The organism is Dyadobacter sp. HNCC25DJ183 (assembly GCF_056895175.1).
Genome location: NZ_JBXHAP010000002.1, coordinates 369790 through 388154 on the forward strand (window position 1 = coordinate 369790; position 18365 = coordinate 388154).

Below are 18365 nucleotides of genomic sequence, written 5' to 3' on the forward strand. Positions count from 1 at the left end.
GGCGTTATTGCAATGTCATTCGTTTTTTATTTGATCCCCATTGTAATGCTACTCGATCGCACCATAGCTCCTGATTTTAAAGTAATCAACTCCATTCATTTGCCGGAAGCGCAGACTCATACCCTGGACAATGGTGTGCCGCTGCATGTGATCAACATTGGTGAACAGCCGGTAATACGGATCGAGTGTATTTTTGAAGCAGGTAACTGGTATGAAAAGGAAATAGGCGCCTCTTATTTTGCGATAAAAATGCTGCCGGAAGGTACCACTTCACTAAGCTCAGGCGAGATCAGTGAAGCCTTTGACCGGCTGGGTGCATTTACTGAACTTACACATACATCTGACCGTATAGGAGTGGTCGTATACTGCGTTTCACGCTTTTTACCTGAGGTTCTTCCATTGATCAGCCAGCTGATCCACGAAGCCAGCTTCCCGGCGCACGAGTTGCAGGAGCTGAGAAATATCACGCTGCAAAATCTCAAAGTAAACAAAGAAAAGAACGCATACCTGGCCACAACAGAATTCCGGGCGCGGCTGTTTGGTACCGACCATCCCTACGGACAAAGCCAGGAAGAAGCCAACATTGAGCGATTGACACTTGACGCGATTCTCGACCATTATAACCGGTTTATCAGAAACGGCAAGTTTACAGTTGTACTGGCCGGGCAGGTGAGTGAAAGTGACGTGGCGCTGGTTAACCAAACCCTCGGAAAAGATCCCGTGGAAGGAGGACAGGTTAAACCTGCTTTCCTGGTTTCTACGTCTTACCAGGGCGAAGAGAAAGTAATAGAAAAGGCAGAAAGCGTGCAATCCTCTATCCGAATGGGGCGCGTTCTTTTCAACAGGCACCACGAAGATTATTTCAAAATGCTTGTTACCAACGAACTGTTGGGCGGCTATTTCGGGTCGAGGCTGATGAAGAACATACGGGAAGAAAAAGGGCTTACCTATGGGATTTCCTCTCACGTGGTTACCCTTCGCAATGCAGGCTATTTCATGATCGGGACTGATGTGAAGAAAGAATTTACACAACTTACCATTGACGAAATGAAAAAAGAGATCAATCGCCTGCAGACAGAACCGGTAAGTCCGGAAGAGCTGACAACGGTCAAGAATTTTATGGCCGGAGAGTTTGCCGGTTCACTAAATACCGCCTTCGAGGTAGCGGATCGTCAGAAAATCCTTTTGCTGGACGGACTGCCAGGTGACTTTTTTAATCATTATATAGATAAGATCCAGGCAGTAACAAGTGAGGACGTTATTTCCATGGCGAATTTGTACCTGCAACCGGAAGATATGATTGTGGTCATTGCAGGCGGTAAGTAATTACCTCGCCTTATCAAGCGCTTTTTTGTATGCTTCAAGGCATCGCTCCCGGGCCATTTTATGGTCAACCATAGGCTCGGGATACTCTGATGTTCCGATTTCAGGTACCCACTTTTTGATATATTCGCCTTTGGGATCAAAGCGTTGTGCCTGTGCTGCGGGGTTGAAAATGCGGAAGTAAGGAGCGGCATCCGTACCTGATCCCGCTGCCCATTGCCAGCCACCATTATTTGCCGCCATATCATAGTCAAGCAGCTTTTCGGCAAAGTAAGCTTCTCCGAGCCGCCAGTCGATCAATAAATGTTTGGATAAAAAGCTGGCCGTAACCATTCTGACGCGATTGTGCATGAAGCCGATCGCATTGAGTTGCCGCATTCCTGCATCTACGAGAGGGTAGCCTGTTTTTCCCTCACACCATTTTTTAAAATCATCCTTATCATAGCGCCACCTGATCAGGTCGTATGCGCTTCTGAATGCTTTTCCTTTCCCGACTTCGGGGAAATTGGATAAAATCTGCTGATAGAAATCCCGCCAGATCAATTCACTTAAAAACACCGCACTGTGGTCTTTTGCTTTTCGCGCCAGCTGGCGGATACTCACCGTGCCAAAACGGAGGTGTATGCCGATCCTGCTGGTCGCCTGCAATGCGGGGAAGTCCCGCTGCTCTGCATAATCCTCTAAAAGCGTTTCACTTACTTCATCATCAGGAAAGTGATATTCGGAAACTTCAAAGCCCATTTCCCCCATCGTCGGAATGGAAGAACCGCTCCACTTTTGCAGATTTTTGAGGTACTTTTTAGTGGGGTAGGAGGAAAGATAGAAGTCATTCAGTTTCTCTTTCCATGCGCGGCTATAAGGCGTGAATACAGTATAAGGCGTATTTTGACCAGAGAGGATTTCCTTTTTTTCAAAGATCACCTGGTCTTTTACTGTTTTGAAAACCGTCTTTTTTTCTTTTAAAATATTAAAAACGTCGCGATCTCTTTCGAGCGCGTAAGGCTCATAGTCCGTATTGGTATATACTTCGGCGATTTCAAATTCTTCACTGAGCCGCTTCCATACTTTCAGTGGATAGTCGTAATAGACCAGGATATCTGAACCGTGTTGTTTTAGCTCTTTTCTGATTTTTTCAATGGCGTTGTAAATGAATGTAATGCGGGGGTCTTTTCCATCAAGATCGTCGAGGATGTTCCTGTCAAAAATAAACAGTGGGACAACAGGGTATGGCGACTTCAATGCATAATAGAGACCGGCGTTATCTTCCAGCCGTAAGTCGCGGCGGAACCAGAATAGTGTGATTTTCTCTTTTTTTGTCAGGCTCATGAAATCTTCTAACGTAATGAGTTCGGCAAGGCACGAATAAATCCGAAGTAAACTATATTTATCCGGCAATGCGGCGGGTTGCTCAGTATATCACATAAAAACCCGGCCAAAACTTTTAAAAACCATTTACCAGATGAAATTACAATTAACCATGCTTTTCAGCCTGATCTGGCTGAGTGTATCTGCGCAAAAGAATGCCGACAAGCAGGAATGGAAGCAGCTTTTTAATGGAAAGAACCTCGACGGGTGGGATATCAAGATCCGCGGGTATGAACTCAACGATAACTACAATAACACGTTCAGGGTTGAGGATGGAAAAATGGTGGTACGGTATGACAAGTATGATGATTTTAAACAGAAATACGGGCATATCTTCTACAAAGGAGATTTTTCATACTATCGCATTTCAGTAGAATATCGCTTTGTAGGCGAACAGGCGCCGAAAGGAGAAGGTTGGGCGTGGCTCAACAGCGGTATCATGGTACACGGACAGCCCGCAGCAACAATGGGCAAAGACCAGGATTTTCCTGCCTCCATTGAGGTACAGCTTTTGGGAGGAAATGACAAAGTACGCACTACCTGCAACCTATGCACGCCGGGGACGAATGTGGTAATGGATGGAAAGTTAATCACCCAGCATTGTGTGAACTCCAAATCGAAAACTTACAATGGGGATCAATGGGTAAAAGCAGAAGTACTTGTATTGGGCGACTCGCTTATTCAGCATTTTGCAAATGGTGAAATGGTACTGGAGTACAATAAGCCGCAGCTTGGCGGTGGCAATGTAAGCGGAAATGATCCTTCGTTGATCATCGCCGGCAAGTTACTGGATCACGGCTCCATTTCCCTGCAAAGCGAAAGCCACCCGGTAGAGTTCAGGAAAGTAGAGATATTAGACCTGAAAGGCTGCATGGACCCGACAGCAACTAACTACAAAAGTTATTTCGTGAAGGCGGATAATGGGAAGTGTAGCTACGGGAAGAAGTGATTTTGCTTTCGGCTGTCGGTTATCGGCAATCAGCTAATGAAGGCAGTTTTTGTTTGTCACACTGAGCGGAGTCGAAGTGCTAGCACTTCGACCGCCCGGCGGCCCGGTACGCTCAGTGTGACAAAATTGTTTTTAAAGCTGATAGCCGAAAGCTGACCGCCGACAGCCGATAGCCTATTAAAGCCTCACAATCTCCGCCCCGATCGCGTTTAGTCTGGTATCGATATTCTGATAGCCGCGGTCGATTTGTTCGATGTTGTCGATGATACTTACTCCTTTTGCAGACATTGCAGCGATCAGCAATGCTACTCCGGCGCGGATATCAGGGGAAGTCATGCGGATTCCTCTTAGCTGCGTTTCGCGGTTGTGACCAATGACAGTAGCGCGGTGCGGATCACACAAAATAATCTGCGCACCCATTTCGATCAGTTTATCTACAAAAAACAACCGGCTTTCAAACATCTTCTGGTGAACCAGCACAGTGCCTTGCGCCTGTGTAGCTGTTACCAGGATAATACTGAGCAAGTCGGGCGTGAAGCCAGGCCAGGGAGCGTCAGCAACAGATAATGTTGATCCGTCCAGGTAATTTTCAATGCGGTAATGTTCCTGCGCAGGTATGAAAATATCATCTCCGCGAAACTCCATTTTAATTCCCAATCGCTGAAAAACATCCGGTATAATGCCAAGCTGAGGAATTTGGCAATTTTTTATCGTAATTTCCGACTGCGTCATTGCGGCAAGACCGATGAAGCTGCCTATCTCGATCATGTCGGGCAGCATCGTGTGCTCTGTACCATTCAGCTCACTTACACCTTCCACTACGAGTAAATTGGATGCGATACCTGAAATTTTGGCGCCCATTCTGTTGAGCATTTTGCAAAGTTGCTGCAGGTAAGGCTCGCAGGCGGCATTGTAGATGGTCGTGGTTCCTTCGGCCATTACCGCTGCCATTAATACGTTGGCAGTTCCGGTAACAGAGGCTTCGTCCAGCAGCATATATGCTCCTTTCAGATTTGCCGCATCGACTTTGTAAAAACCGCCGTCTTCTTCGTCATAACTGAATTCTGCACCGAGCTTTTCAAAACCTAGAAAGTGCGTATCAAGTCGCCGACGGCCGATTTTATCACCTCCCGGGCGAGGAATCCTGCCTTTGCGGAAACGTGCCAGCATTGGGCCAAGCAGCATTACTGAGCCTCTTAAAGCAGCCGCTTTCTGGCGAAATGAATCAGATTCAAGATAATCGAGGTTGATATTACTTGCTTCGAACCGAATGGAGCTTTCACTCAATCTGGTCAGTTGAACACCAAGGTCGCCCAGCAGGTTGATCAGCTGGTTTACGTCCCGGATGTTGGGAATGTTATGAATTGTTACAGGTTCTTTGGTCAGGAGTACAGCGCATATAATTTGGAGCGCTTCGTTTTTCGCTCCCTGCGGTACGATTTCACCCTTGAGACGTCTATCCCCGGTTATTTTAAATGAAGCCATGATTGGTTGGGCAGTTGAAGAAATACAATGCACCGGAATTTACATTCCGGATTTTTTGCGGTTGTTACGGTTGTTGTTACCGTTGCGGCCAGCAAATTTGTTTGGCCTGTTCCTGTTTGAATTACCCTGGCTATTGCCGCCCTGGCGTTCCGAATTGTGAGTGGCTTGTGCTTTAAATCCGCCGCCTGCGTGATTGCCGCGGTTTCTTTCCTGTCCGCCGCCATTGTTGTTGCGGTCTTTAGGAGCAGCATCCACCGGACCGTTCTGGCGAATGTAGTCGATTTCTTCTGTTAAAGCGCCTTTGCTAAGTTGTTCGAGTTGTCCCAGCAATACGTTATCCTCGGGATTGTCTTTGTTCCAGGCATTGAAAAATGAGCGCATCAGCCGGAATATGTAGGAAACAAAAGCAAGCCTGTCCTCCTGGTTTTCGGTTTGAATTGCCTTTTCGAGCAGCAGCTCGATATTTCTGCCGTAGTGGCGATAAGTCAGATTTTGCTGGTTGTAGCCTACTTTGAGGGGCTTTTTACCAAGCGCCTCTTTGGATGGAGGGGGAAACGGGCTGTCAACGTCGAGCTCAAAACCGGAAATAATGTACAGGTCATCCCACAACTTGTTGGTGTAATCCTGGTTATCCCTCATATTAGGATGGATCTGCCGCATTAGTTCAATCAGGATGTGCGCGTAAAGGTTGCGTTTTGCCTTATCCTCCATTTTAACAATGTGGTCGGCAAGCTTTTGTACGTTACTACCGTATTCTTTCAAGACAATGGATTATTTATGTAATGGACAAAAATAAGAAGTTTTTACCGAAAGAAATCTTTAAGGAAACCATAATAATCTGCCGCTCACCCCGCTTTCGCCCGCTGATGAAAATACAGGCACCAGGTCATTGAATGCGATTTTGTAGATATATACGCCCGCTACAAGGTTACCGGGTTCCCAAACCCATTCATTACGTCCAATATGCGGACGGAGGTGCAACGTCGAAATTGTTCGTCCGTAAAGGTCTGTGACTATTAATGTTGCCTTTTCCGGTGCTTTTGATCCGGAGATCGTCGCCCTGAATACAAACGCTTTTGTAGCCGGGTTAGGTGTAAGTTCAATGCGTCCAATGGACGCTTTTTCCGAAATATTGAATGTAATCTGGTAATCCGGTGCAAAGTTTCCGTTCAAATCCCGTGCTCTGACCGTCAAAAGGTAGGTTCCGGGAGCAAGGTAGTCTGGCAGTTTTTTTGTGAGATAAAAATTTTCGGGACCTGCATTCTGCCAGGCAGCACCTGTGAAATAAAGCCGCTGTTCCTCGCAGCCGTCGCACAAAGGTTTGAGCCACATAACAATGCCGGCGGTATCTTGCCTGGCAACCGTAGCGCCCGGATCTGTTAATGATAGTTCGATTAGAGCTCCGTTTGCAATCTGATCAGCATTTTCGATAAACCTTCCGTCCAGCCTGACGAGTAGCGCAGGCGGGCTGCGGTCGGGTCGCGCAGCGCTGTTTCCGGGTTTGGAAATGTTGACAGTATACCGGTTATTTCTCTCATTCTCTTCATCTAACACATCGTCTTCATCAATTTCAAAGTCCAGTAAATCGGTTTCTTGAAATCGCGAATGGTTAGGAATGGAAAACTGCAGCGTATCCGACAAAGTAACCGCCTGCCTGTTCAGTTTATAAGTCGCAAGAATGGTAGAGCCACGAATGATGCGGAACGAAAAACCGTACGGATCATTCCGGTACCTTCCATTATTCAGAACAGCCAGGCTGACAAGCAAACTGTCACTTTTTGCATTGAAAGTTCCACCAGTACCATCTGAAATGACCAGCGAAGTGGAGTCGATGGTATAATCCGGAAGCCGGGCAGGGAAAATGCGGATTGCAGGATCACCGTGGAGGTTCATCTGCTGCGTAGTAATTGTATCATAGATGTTCGCCCCGCCTGTGAGGTTTCGCCTGATCGCCTCCTGCTGGATCATTCCAAAAGGAAGACTGGTGAATGCAGGGTCGGCCAATACTTCGTAAAAAAAGTCGGTATACCGCCTCAACGCCGTCGAAACGCCATTATAAGTATGCGCCAGGAAAAGAACTGCGCCATTATCAGGAGCAAATATCCAGTCACTGCTGAGGGTTTTGGGTGAATAAAAGATGCTGCCGGACGCACAACCATTCACGATCACGGCCGGATAGAAAGGTTTGTTGCGATACTGCTGCGAGGGGTCACTGGCAAAGCCAATGTCGATATCTGTTACGTCCGGGCCGGAATGCCCGAAAACGGTCAATAATGCGGCGCCTTTATTCAATTGTTTATGAAGCGGTATTTTCTCAACCGGATCGTCTGTTTCCTTCGAGATGGTTTCAACAGCCGCGCCGAGAGCCGAACCGTTGATTTTCTGTTCAAAACCTTTTACATAATCTTTGAAAACAGAGAGCTCCTGCCGTGACCTGCCGCCGCTCAAATGCAATATCTTTTTTCGCCAGGGAGCTGCTGCTGGCTGGGCTTCCATTGCTTTTACTTTCTGTAAATAATCCCAGACCTGCCGCGAAGTCACTGCATTGATCCGGCCGACGGGAACCAGAGACTTCTTGTTAATGGCGAGCAAAAGATCCGACCCTGGCCAGCCCGCATTGGGCACCATATCTGCCTCACGAGGGTTTGAGATTTTCCGTGCTTTTTGCGGATCTACCGACCTGCCGATCAGCAGTACAAACTTCAAATCCGGCGCCAGTTTGTTAATCAGGTTTTTCAGGCCGGCCGGTCCGGGTAGCCCATAATTGAACCGGTCGAAAATTTCACTCGTATGAACAATCAGAGGCTTATAATTGCCGCCAGCGGACGATGCGCGGTATTTTGCATAAGCAGCTACGGGATCTTCGCCTAGTAACGGAATGCGCATGGACGGATGTGTGATAATCAGGTAGTCGGCCTTTCCAGCTTCTATCTGGCGGAAATGTACCTGAGTAAGCTCAGTAAGTTGTTCATAGACAACCTTGTCCTCAGGATTGTGCTTTTGTGGGTAAGTAAATTGATAGTAAGAAACTGAAATGTGCCCGCCTGCACCGGCCGGAACGAGGGCTGCGTGGAAAATTCCTGCATTATCCAGGTCTGCGCGGCTGATTTTCAACCGGATCAAATGGGTATCGTAGTCGTCAAATTGAACGTCAGCCAGTTTTCGTAACAAGCTGCCTTCCTTCTTTAACCAAAACTCAAACAAATGCCGGCCGGCTGACCACCCTGCCAGCAGCATTTCAAATGAAATAGAATCTGATCTGTTGAAATCTGCATCCTCTGTGGGAATCGTGAGCCCGAACTGTTTATTTTCCATTAACTCCGGCCCCGTCCAGCCTTCGCCGGTATCATAAACCGACATAACAGAGCCGCTATCGAAGCCGCTGCCTTTTGGATAAAACCTGCCAGGCAGGTAATGCGAGTTGTACAATTGCAGTACCTCTCTGAATTTAATGGAAGTGGAATCTCCTGCCACTGACGCGGTTCTTTTCCCAGCTTTACCATCCGGTTTCCAGGTGAGGTAGTAATATGCCGTATCTGAATACAAACTATAATGTGAATGGGGCATTACAGCGGGTGGAATGTAAAGTGAGGTATCGTTTGCGCCGTCGTTGCCCTTTCCAAAAAAGCGAATGTTGCCGTCACCGGAAAGCGGCTGTCCGGCATCTTGTGATACCTCAAGTTCAATTTCCTTTCCGCCTGTGAAGATCTGAAATGCGCCTGATGGAATGGCGGAGACAGGAATTCCTGCGTTCAGGAGCTGGGAAGTTCTAAGCTCGTAAAAACCTGTTTTTACGATAGAAACCTTATAATAATTCTGTTGATCGTTGATCCATTCATCACCTGCATATTGCAGGGCGAAGGCTTTAACACCAGCGATCAGAAACAGGAAGATAGTGTGTACTTGCTTTTTGTGCATTTGGTTTGAGAAAATCCGGCAGGTCAGTCCGCTGTTTTTCTCACATATAAATTCATCGAAAACGAATAGGAATGCGCTTCATCTGCTCCGTGGTACTCAGAATCAGTCAGTTTCCATTCATTCGGATTGATTACCGGGAAAAACGCGTCGCCTTCCAGCTGAGCGTGAACAATGGTCAGATATAGTCTACTGGCAAGCGGCAGCATTTGTTCAAATACATGCGCGCCTCCTAATATAAATACTTCCTTTTCGCCGGAAAGTAACGCAAGTGCCTGCGGAATATCTTTGGCGTACACGGTTCCAGGTGTTTCCGGCTGATCCGTTCTGGAAGACAGGATTACATTCAGCCTGGAAGAATGCAGCGCATCCGGTGCCTCAAAGCTGGTGCGGCCCATGATAAATGCCCTGCCTGCGGTAACTTCCTTGAAATGCTTCCATTCATCAGGCAGGTGCCAGGGAAGGTGATTTTCTTTCCCTATCACATGGTTTTCACTCATTGCGGCAATGATATAGAGTGCGGGTCGGCTTAATGGGGAGCTCGTGTTAAAGGGTTGTTCAGTCATGATCATTACTATTTACCGGTCATCAAACAAAAATACCATTCCTCACAAGCATCACATCTTTTTCGCATGGTACCTTGCATCGCAAAGTACCTGTGTATACCTTTGTTGTGTTAGAATGAATTTCTATCTATTAGCCATGAACTTATTCATTTAATTAACACATGAAACCACATGAATATTGAAAATGCCCAAGTGCAGATGCGAAAGGGAATTTTGGAGTTCTGCATTCTGCACATCATATCCAGGGGCGAGGTTTACGCCTCGGATATGTTGGATGAACTTACATCGGCTCACATCATGGTGGTGGAAGGCACGTTGTACCCTCTCTTGACAAGGTTAAAAAATTCGGGCTGGCTGGACTACAAATGGGTGGAATCCTCTTCGGGACCGCCCAGGAAATATTATGTTTTGACGGATGAGGGGAAGGTATTTCTCGATGCGATGCAAGCTACCTGGTTTGAGCTGGCAGAATCGGTCACAACCGTTATTCGGCGTACAGAGGAATTGAGCAAAACAGCTCCTGGCAATCTTCCTGACCCTAACTGATCATACAAGACATTCGATTATTTCAACCATGAAAAAGACAATCAGCATAAATATTGGCGGTATCATCTTCCATATTGAGGAGGACGGGTACGAGAAATTAAAAGGTTATCTCAACTCGATCCAGCGGTACTTTTCCTCGTTTGCAGACAGCAAGGAGATCGTGTCGGATATTGAGGGCCGCGTCGCAGAACGGTTTATCAACAAACAAAAAGCAGAAGTAAAGCAGGTAATCTCGCTCTCGGATGTAGACGAGCTGATTGCTGCAATGGGTACGGTAGCCGATTTTGAAGCCATCGAACAAGCGGAAGATATTCTTGCAGATCCGCTGGAAACAGCTGGCAGAACTGCGGTACCGGCTCAGGAAACAGCTTCTTCGGCTTACTCGTCGAATGCAGGTCCGTCATTTGAAAGTACTTCATCCTCTTCTTACATTCCACCGGTTACAGAGCCTGTCAAGCCCGTAGCGCCCCGCAAGCTGTACCGCGATTTGCGCCGTAAGCTGCTGGGTGGTGTAGCGGCCGGGCTGGCGCACCATTTTACCATTGATCCGATCTGGGTCAGACTTGCGTTCCTGTTTGCAGTAATCGGCTTACCCGCCGGCTCGGGTATGATGGGCCTGAACATGGAAGACGAGTTTGGCCCGTTTGCAGGGTTTATGGTGCTGGTCTACATTGCCATGTGGGTAGCATTTCCGGGATCTTCCACTTTGGAGGAAGATACCCAGATCAAGAAGTTCTATCGTGATCCGGACAGAAAAGTGGTCGGGGGTGTAGCGGCGGGCGTTGCTTCCTATTTCGGGGTTGACTTGGGTGTTGTGCGGTTTCTATGGGTATTGTCCATTCTTCTATTCGGAACTGGTGTGATCATTTATATCGTGCTTTGGGTAATCGCTCCGGTGGCGAATACCCTTACCGAGAAAATGGAAATGCAGGGGGAGCCGATCACATTATCCAATATCGAATCAAATATCAAACAAAGCCTTAACCTGGAAGAAAAAGGGGGCGAGGAGCACGGGATTACCAAAATTCTTCTTTTCCCTTTTCGTGCCATTGCATTGATCATCGCTGCGCTGGGGAAGTTGCTTAAAGGATTGGGTCCCATTCTCAGGGTTACCATTGGCGCATTCCTGATCGCGATGTCGGTACTTGGTTTGTTTTCACTGATCGTGGGAATGGGAGTTGCTTTCGGGCTGGCCAACGAGGTTGTTTTTGATGATCTGCCTATCGGATTCCGTATTTTTCAGGAACTTCCGGGTACGCTCGTTCTCTCGGGAATGCTGGTAGCTGCTATTCCGCTGGCTACTTTTCTGATCCTGGGCTTGACACTTCTGTCGAATAAAAGGATTGTGGGCGGTACGGTGTGGCTGACCATGCTGGGGCTCTGGATCGTAGGTATCATCGGTTCGACGATCGGCGGGATTTCGTTTCAGAGGAATTTTGCGAAGCGGGGTGAAGTGGTACAATCCGTATTTTACCCTGTTCCCAATGGTACTTTGACGCTCAACTATAATCCAAGCTACGAAGATGACAATGTGGACATAGATATCAGGCTGGCCGGATTCAATGCATCAGACAGTCTCGAACTTGTAAAAACACTCCATGCCCGTGGCCGCACGAGGGAAGATGCACAGCATAATGCCGAAATGCTGGAATACAATGTGGAAGTGAAAGATTCTGTCTTCCTGTTTAATGACGGACCTGCATTGTCAAACCGCCTTTTCCGCGACCAGCGCATTGATCTGACTTTGAATGTGCCTTATAACAAACCGTTCATTATGTCCCGCGATTTTTACTATTCGTTAAATGAATGGGAATCCGGGTCGCAGGGAATGGAGCGGTATAGTCTGGATGATGAAGATGTAAAATGGGATAACCTGATCTGGGTTGTAAAACGTGACTCTGGACTGGTATGTACCAATATACCTGCGCGTTTCCTGAGAAGTGAGGAGGATAATGAAAATGCGAACTATTCTTTTGAAAATGACTACAACAGTGATCTCGATCTGGGAGAAAGAGGTAACTACATCAAGCAGTTCCCAGTAAGCAATTTTACCAAAATAGATATCGGAGGTGCATACTCGATCGTAGTTCGTCAGGGAAGTGAGTTCAATGTAACCGCTGACTCAGAGGGACAGGAGGAGATCGACGATCTGAAAGTGACAGTTGAGGAAGGTACGTTACGAGTGAAACGCTCTGCTGATTTCAACCTTTTTGGAAACGACTGGAAGAGAATAGGATTGGTGATCACAATGCCAACGGTGGAATCGGTAAACCTGTCAGGAGCTAATAAAACGCTGGTATCCGGCTTCAAAGCGCTGCCTAAGCTGAATGTAGAGGTATCCGGCGCATCCAAATCGGAATTCAATGTGGACGTCGATCAGCTGACACTGAGCCTGTCTGGTGCTTCAAAAGCTACATTGCGCGGATCTGCCAAGTCGGCCTCGCTTGATGTGCACGGAGCTTGTAAGCTGACTGCCAATGAAATGATTATTCAGAATGCGGATGTAGATGCATCGGGTGCTTCCAAGGTAGAGCTGGGCCGGATTCCTAATCTGGACAGAAACGCCAGCGGAGCGAGCAAAATTAATATCCAGGAGTAAATGCATTCGTGCAACTTTCAGTAAAGCGGAATCATCTTTCGAAAAAACTAACAGATCATTATCATGAAAAAGGCACTTGTATTTCACATCACCCTGCTCGCGCTCGTTGCAGTTTCACTAAGTTCGATAGCGCAGACCACCAGGAAATTCAACGTTTCGAACTTCAACAGGCTGGCGATGGGCAGTGCATTCAAAATTGATGTGAAACAAGGCAGTAACTATAGTGTAACCGCAACGGGCCGGGAAGAGGATCTTCAGGATATGGAAGCCAATATCTCGGGTGGCGAGCTGAAACTGGGTTACAAGGGAAATGGCTGGAACAGAAACCGTAAAACAGTGAATGTAAGTATTACAATGCCGAATTTGCAGGGTGTTGATTTCTCAGGAGCCAGCAATGCGCAGGTAGCTAAATTTTCCGGCGTTAAAAACATGGAAATCGAAGTGAGTGGAGCCTCCAAGGTCAATATGGAACTCACGGCTGCGAAGGTGACTATGGACTTGTCAGGTGCGTCGTCGCTTACATTGAATGGGAATTGTGATATTCTGGACGGAGAAGTATCGGGTGCTTCTTCATTCCGCGGCAGCAATTTTCAAACCAAAGAAGTTAATATAGATGCATCAGGAGCGAGCAGCGCGGCAGTATTTGCAAGCAATGCCGTGCACGCAGAAGCTTCCGGCGCAAGCAGCGTCCGCTACTCGGGCGGCGCAAAAGATATTCATTCCAGTACTTCCGGAGCGAGCTCTGTGAAAAGAGGGGAGTGATCGTTTCAAGTTCACCATGAAGAAGAAGAAGGCCGGCTTAGTCCGGCTTTTTTGTTTTATGCCAAATCCCAAAAGCAACTTATTAAGGCAAGAGTAATATATTTACGCACGTTAACCTTCCCTCTTTTTCTGAAATTGGTCGTTATTACAAACTATTCGGATAAGCCATTATTCTAGTAAGTATTAAAATTTTTGAGGGATGAGAAGTAAGTCTACCCAAACGTTCCGGCTGGTTGCGGCAACCATTTTGATCCTGGTTTTTGGAACAATTTCAAACAGTAATGCACAAGGCAGGTCCCGGTTTGGAGGGCGGTATGTTAGTCCGTTCGGGGATCTGAGTTTAACAGCCGGCGTGGGCGTTGCCTATTACATGGGCGATTTGCGTGACGGAGTAAGTATGAAGCATTTGGGATTAGGGCCAGCCATTTCCATTGGTGCCTTGTACCGGTTGACAGAGCATTTCAGTGCAAGAGGAGAGCTCCGGTTTTATGGCGTAAAGGCAGATCAGCAATACTCCAAGAACTTCCAGAATAACCTTTCTTTCAAGACATTCAACCCGGATCTCAATATCGGCATCAAGGCAGACCTTTTTTCCTTTAACCGGCAGGCGCGGGTTAATCCCTATCTACTCGGCGGCATTGGTTTTACCTTGCTGAACCCGAAAGCAGAGATCGACGGTGCCTGGCAAAAACTGGCGCCGCTAACTACCGAAGGTGTCAAGTACAAAAGGCTCCCGCTCGTTTTTACAGCGGGTATCGGCGTATCTTTTCAGGTAACCGAGCGGTTTGATCTGGGTATTGAGATCTGCAGTAATTTTGTCAATTCTGATTACCTCGACGATGTAAGTACCGTTTACCCAAGTCCCGACTTACTGCCCAGCGATCTCGCGCGCCGACTTTCCGACCGAGCTCCCGAGATCGGCCAGCCTGCCCGGCAGCCGGGATTCAGCCGGGGAAATCCGGACAGCAAAGACAGCTACTTATTTCTGCAGGCCAAGGCAGCTTACCGGATTGGGAACCGGATGCAGGCCAGGGAAAGAAAGAAAACACGTTGCCCTAAATTTTAAGTTTATTCAAAAAACATCATGCTGAAACCAAAGCACCCGCACCAGTCGGAGGTAACAATGACCGAAATGGTACTTCCAAACGATACCAATACATTGAACAATCTGATGGGCGGGCGGCTGCTGCATTGGATGGATATTTGTGCCGCAATTTCAGCGCAGAAGCATTCCAACCGCATTGTGGTGACAGCCTCAGTGGATAATGTGTCCTTTTCCGAACCGATCCGCCTGGGCAATATCGTGACCATGCGCGCCAAGGTTACGCGTGCTTTCAATTCTTCGATGGAGGTTTTTCTGGAAGTTTGGGCGGAGGATATACCGGCAGGCGAGCGGGTGAGTACCAATCGTGCATTCTACACATTCGTCGCCGTAGACCAAAATGGAAGGCCCATTGAAGTTCCGCCGCTGGAACCTGAAACCGACGAGGAACACGAGCTGTATCTCAGCGCACTCAGAAGACGCCAATTGCGGCTGGTACTCGCCAACAGGATGAACCCCGCAGATGCTACTGAGCTCAAAGCGCTTTTTCAGGCCGGCTAACTTCATCTGCATCCATTATTTGGTAATTTTACGGTTCAACTCTTTATTACTTATGCCAAAAGAAATTATATTCTCAGATAAAGCACCGGCACCGATTGGTCCTTACAGCCAGGCTGTAAAAGTGAATGGAACACTTTATGTGTCGGGCCAGATCGCTGCCGAAGCTGCCAAGTCGGGCGATATCAAAGCGGAAACGGGTTTGGTCATGCAGCACATCGGTCATATTCTGGGTGCAGCGAAGCTTGGCTTTCAGAACGTGGTGAAAGCCAGCATCTTTTTGAAGGATATGAACGACTTTGCCGCTGTTAATGAAATTTACGGCAGCTTTTTCACCCAGGAGCCTCCTGCGCGTGAAACAGTTCAGGTAGCAAGACTGCCAAAGGATGTGAATGTGGAGATTTCAGTGATTGCAGTAGAGTAGTGTGTTGTTATTGTCATTGATGACAACAACCGAGCAATAATGACAAAATTTAAGTATTAATATTCCAACCAATGTCAAAACCCCAAGTTCGAGTAAGATTTGCGCCCAGCCCTACGGGGCCGCTGCATGCTGGTGGAGTTCGTACCGCCTTGTATAACTACCTTTTTGCACGGCAGCAAGGTGGGCAAATGTTGCTCCGTATTGAAGATACAGATCAGAACCGGTTTGTTCCCGGCGCTGAAAACTACATATTGGAAGCGCTTTCCTGGCTGGGTATCGGGATCGATGAAGGTCCGCAGCAAGGCGGTCCGCATGCGCCGTACAAGCAATCAGAAAGAAAAGAAATATACCGTGAATACGCCGAGCGCCTGGTTTTGGAGGGAAAGGCCTACTATGCTTTCGATACCCCCGAGCAGCTCGACGAAATGCGGAAGCGACTGGAAGCAGCCAAAGTTGCAGCAGCACAGTACAATGCGATCACACGCATGGAAATGACCAATTCACTGACATTGTCTATCGGCGAAACCAAGGCAAGAATTGAAAGCGGCGATCCTTATGTGATCCGTATGAAGATCAGTCCGAAAGAAGAAATCCGGTTTAATGACCTGGTACGCGGCTGGGTAGTGGTGCATTCCTCGCAGATCGACGACAAAGTCCTGCTGAAATCCGACGGTATGCCGACTTACCACCTTGCCAATATTGTGGATGATCATTTAATGGGAATTACCCACGTGATCCGCGGGGAAGAATGGCTTCCTTCTGCTCCGCTGCACGTTTTGTTATACAGATACCTGGGCTGGGAGAGTACAATGCCGCAGTTTGCGCATTTGCCGCTTTTGCTCAAACCAGACGGAAACGGAAAGCTTTCGAAACGTGACGCAGACCTGGGTGGTTTCCCGATTTTCCCATTGGAATGGACCGATCCTAACACGGGTGACAAAGCAAAAGGGTTTCGGGAGGAAGGTTACCTGCCAGATGCTACTGCGAACTTCCTTGCATTGCTTGGGTGGAATGCAGGTACCGAGCAGGAACTGTTCAGTATGGAAGATCTGATCCAATCTTTTAGCCTCGAAAGAGTGCATAAAGCGGGTGCCAGGTTTGATATCCAAAAAGCCAACTGGTTCAATCAGCAATATTTGAAACAGTTGAGCGACGAGGCTGTGATTGACCAGCTTAAACCGCTTTACGCTGCACAAGGTATAGAAGTGACCAGCGGCCAGCTTACCCAGATCGTTCATTTACTGAAAGAGCGGGTGCATTTTGTGAAAGAGATCGTGAGCGAGTCGCTCTTCCTTTTCAGCGCGCCTGAGACTTACGACGCGGAGGTTGCATTGAAAAAATGGAATGAAGAAGCTGTTACCGCGATCAATGGTTTGAAAGATGCTTTCGCAGCATACAACGGAGACTTTACAGCGCATGAGATCAAAGAAGTGATATCGGCAACGATGGAGCAGCTTGGAATCAAAATGGGTAAAGTAATGCAGGCACTCCGGCTTGCAGTTACCGGCGCAGGTGCCGGCCCCGACCTGATGATCATCATGGAAATACTAGGGAAGCAGGAAGTAGTACAGCGGCTCGAAAACGCTTTGAACCGCCTGTCACAGCAAATACGATTGGCATAGCATTTATATTACCGAACAATCAATTTCTGTTGGTTGCAGGTTGACAATATCTATTTTCGTAAACATTGAAATCCAGGTTACGCGAGTAATTCTGTTGCCCTTTAAACAAAATGGCTAAAAAGAAACAAAACGATTCTTCCAAACCGGTTTCCGAGAAACCGAGGGTGCATAAAGACCTGGATGGTTTTGACATTCAGATCAATTCATTCGGAGAGATTACAACGAGCTTCGATATGGATAAGATCAATGAATTTCTGAACAAGAATGTGGACGACAAGAAGCTGCGCGACCGGGAGGATATTCCGGGAAGAAAAACGCGTAAGTCGAAGAAGAAAACATCTGAAGAAGAAGAGGAAGAAGAGGAGTAGCGAGGATTGACGTGGTTTAATGTAGTGATTGATATTTTACTGATAACCTTTACGAAAAATGATCTCACACGAAATTGATTACAAGATTATCGGCGACGATATTCAGGTTGTAGAAATCGAGCTTGACCCTAACGAAACCGTGATTGCAGAAGCCGGCGCAATGCTCTTCATGGAGGACGGTATCCAGTTTGAAACCAAGATGGGCGATGGTTCCGAAGCAAACCAGAGCATCATGGGCAAGATTTTCCAGGCAGGTACCCGTCTGATAACCGGGGAGTCGCTCTTTATGACGCACTTTACGAATCGCGGTGTAGGCAAGAAAAAGGTGGCATTTGCGGCTCCTTATCCGGGAACTGTTATGCCGATCGACCTTTCCAAGATTTATGGAAATGAGCTGATCGTGCAAAAAGATGGTTTCCTCTGCGCTGCAATGGGTACCAGCATGAAAATCCACTTCAACCAGCGTTTTGGTTCAGGGTTGTTTGGTGGGGAAGGTTTTATTTTACAAAAGATCAAAGGCGACGGAATGGCGTTTGTGCATGCCGGAGGCGTGGTAATGGAACGCCAGCTCAACAATGAGACACTGCGCGTAGATACAGGTTGCGTGGTGGCGTTTGAGCAATCACTGAGCTTCGATATCCAGCGTTCAGGCGGACTCAAATCCATGGTATTTGGCGGCGAGGGAATGTTCCTGGCAACCTTGCGCGGTACCGGTCGTTGCTGGATCCAGTCTATGCCGATTTCCAAGCTGATCCAGCGGCTTTCCACTGCCGGACCGAATGCAAATAAGGAAAGCGGCTCCATTATCGGGGGCTTGGGCAACCTGTTTGAATAGAGAAAA

16 protein-coding genes are annotated in these 18365 nt (G+C 47.6%); 11 read left to right on the forward strand and 5 right to left on the reverse strand.

All coding sequences use genetic code 11. From position 1 onward, the window contains the following. Positions 1-45 precede the first annotated feature (45 nt). Positions 46-1326 (forward strand): M16 family metallopeptidase, encoded by a 1281-nt coding sequence (locus AC1XTG_RS05580; protein WP_484841518.1) that lies wholly within the window; start codon positions 46-48, stop codon positions 1324-1326. Here AC1XTG_RS05580 and AC1XTG_RS05585 read toward each other — a convergent pair whose 3' ends face one another. Then, positions 1327-2649, reverse strand: a complete 1323-nt coding sequence (locus tag AC1XTG_RS05585) for a cryptochrome/photolyase family protein (RefSeq protein WP_484841314.1) — start codon at positions 2647-2649, stop codon at positions 1327-1329. Between the two features lie 133 nt (positions 2650-2782). On the opposite strand from AC1XTG_RS05585, the gene AC1XTG_RS05590 reads away from it, so the two are divergent. Next, positions 2783-3637, forward strand: a complete 855-nt coding sequence (locus AC1XTG_RS05590; protein ID WP_484841315.1) for a 3-keto-disaccharide hydrolase — start codon at positions 2783-2785, stop codon at positions 3635-3637. Between the two features lie 177 nt (positions 3638-3814). Here the strand turns inward: AC1XTG_RS05590 and murA are convergent, their stop codons facing one another. Genes murA through AC1XTG_RS05610 form a run of 4 tightly spaced genes read right to left on the reverse strand, consistent with a single transcriptional unit; the run spans position 3815 to position 9603 of the window. After that, entirely contained in the window at positions 3815-5122 is a 1308-nt protein-coding gene (gene murA / locus AC1XTG_RS05595) for a UDP-N-acetylglucosamine 1-carboxyvinyltransferase (protein ID WP_056279870.1), read from the reverse strand. Positions 5123-5161: 39 nt separating this feature from the next. Beyond that, complete coding sequence (locus AC1XTG_RS05600) at positions 5162-5884, reverse strand: DUF4290 domain-containing protein (protein WP_157474534.1); 723 nt, start codon at positions 5882-5884, stop codon at positions 5162-5164. 57 nt (positions 5885-5941) lie between these two features. Next, positions 5942-9040: a putative type IX secretion system sortase PorU2 gene (gene porU2 / locus AC1XTG_RS05605; protein ID WP_484841316.1), complete on the reverse strand. Its 3099-nt coding sequence runs from the start codon at positions 9038-9040 to the stop codon at positions 5942-5944. A gap of 23 nt (positions 9041-9063) precedes the next feature. After that, positions 9064-9603 carry a dihydrofolate reductase gene (locus AC1XTG_RS05610; protein WP_484841317.1) on the reverse strand — a complete coding sequence of 180 codons (540 nt, stop codon included), beginning with the start codon at positions 9601-9603 and terminating at the stop codon, positions 9064-9066. Between the two features lie 171 nt (positions 9604-9774). Here AC1XTG_RS05610 and AC1XTG_RS05615 point away from each other — a divergent pair, with 171 nt between their 5' ends. From AC1XTG_RS05615 to AC1XTG_RS05655, 9 genes are all read left to right on the forward strand, one after another. Then, positions 9775-10149: a PadR family transcriptional regulator gene (locus AC1XTG_RS05615; protein ID WP_056279874.1), complete on the forward strand. Its 375-nt coding sequence runs from the start codon at positions 9775-9777 to the stop codon at positions 10147-10149. Positions 10150-10177: 28 nt separating this feature from the next. After that, complete coding sequence (locus AC1XTG_RS05620) at positions 10178-12748, forward strand: PspC domain-containing protein (protein ID WP_484841318.1); 2571 nt, start codon at positions 10178-10180, stop codon at positions 12746-12748. A gap of 63 nt (positions 12749-12811) precedes the next feature. Continuing rightward, positions 12812-13510: a head GIN domain-containing protein gene (locus tag AC1XTG_RS05625; protein WP_484841319.1), complete on the forward strand. Its 699-nt coding sequence runs from the start codon at positions 12812-12814 to the stop codon at positions 13508-13510. A gap of 199 nt (positions 13511-13709) precedes the next feature. After that, on the forward strand, positions 13710-14576 hold the full coding sequence (locus tag AC1XTG_RS05630) for an outer membrane beta-barrel protein (RefSeq protein WP_484841320.1): 867 nt from the start codon (positions 13710-13712) through the stop codon (positions 14574-14576). Between the two features lie 18 nt (positions 14577-14594). Further along, positions 14595-15113: an acyl-CoA thioesterase gene (locus AC1XTG_RS05635; protein ID WP_056279880.1), complete on the forward strand. Its 519-nt coding sequence runs from the start codon at positions 14595-14597 to the stop codon at positions 15111-15113. Positions 15114-15165: 52 nt separating this feature from the next. Next, the gene (locus tag AC1XTG_RS05640) at positions 15166-15534 is read left to right on the forward strand and encodes a Rid family detoxifying hydrolase (protein WP_056279883.1); all 369 of its coding nucleotides are present in this window, start codon (positions 15166-15168) and stop codon (positions 15532-15534) included. 71 nt (positions 15535-15605) lie between these two features. After that, on the forward strand, positions 15606-17156 hold the full coding sequence (gene gltX / locus AC1XTG_RS05645) for a glutamate--tRNA ligase (protein WP_056279885.1): 1551 nt from the start codon (positions 15606-15608) through the stop codon (positions 17154-17156). A 110-nt stretch (positions 17157-17266) separates the two neighbouring features. Continuing rightward, positions 17267-17524 (forward strand): hypothetical protein, encoded by a 258-nt coding sequence (locus AC1XTG_RS05650; RefSeq protein WP_484841321.1) that lies wholly within the window; start codon positions 17267-17269, stop codon positions 17522-17524. 58 nt (positions 17525-17582) lie between these two features. Continuing rightward, positions 17583-18359 (forward strand): TIGR00266 family protein, encoded by a 777-nt coding sequence (locus AC1XTG_RS05655; protein ID WP_056279888.1) that lies wholly within the window; start codon positions 17583-17585, stop codon positions 18357-18359. Positions 18360-18365 lie beyond the last annotated feature (6 nt).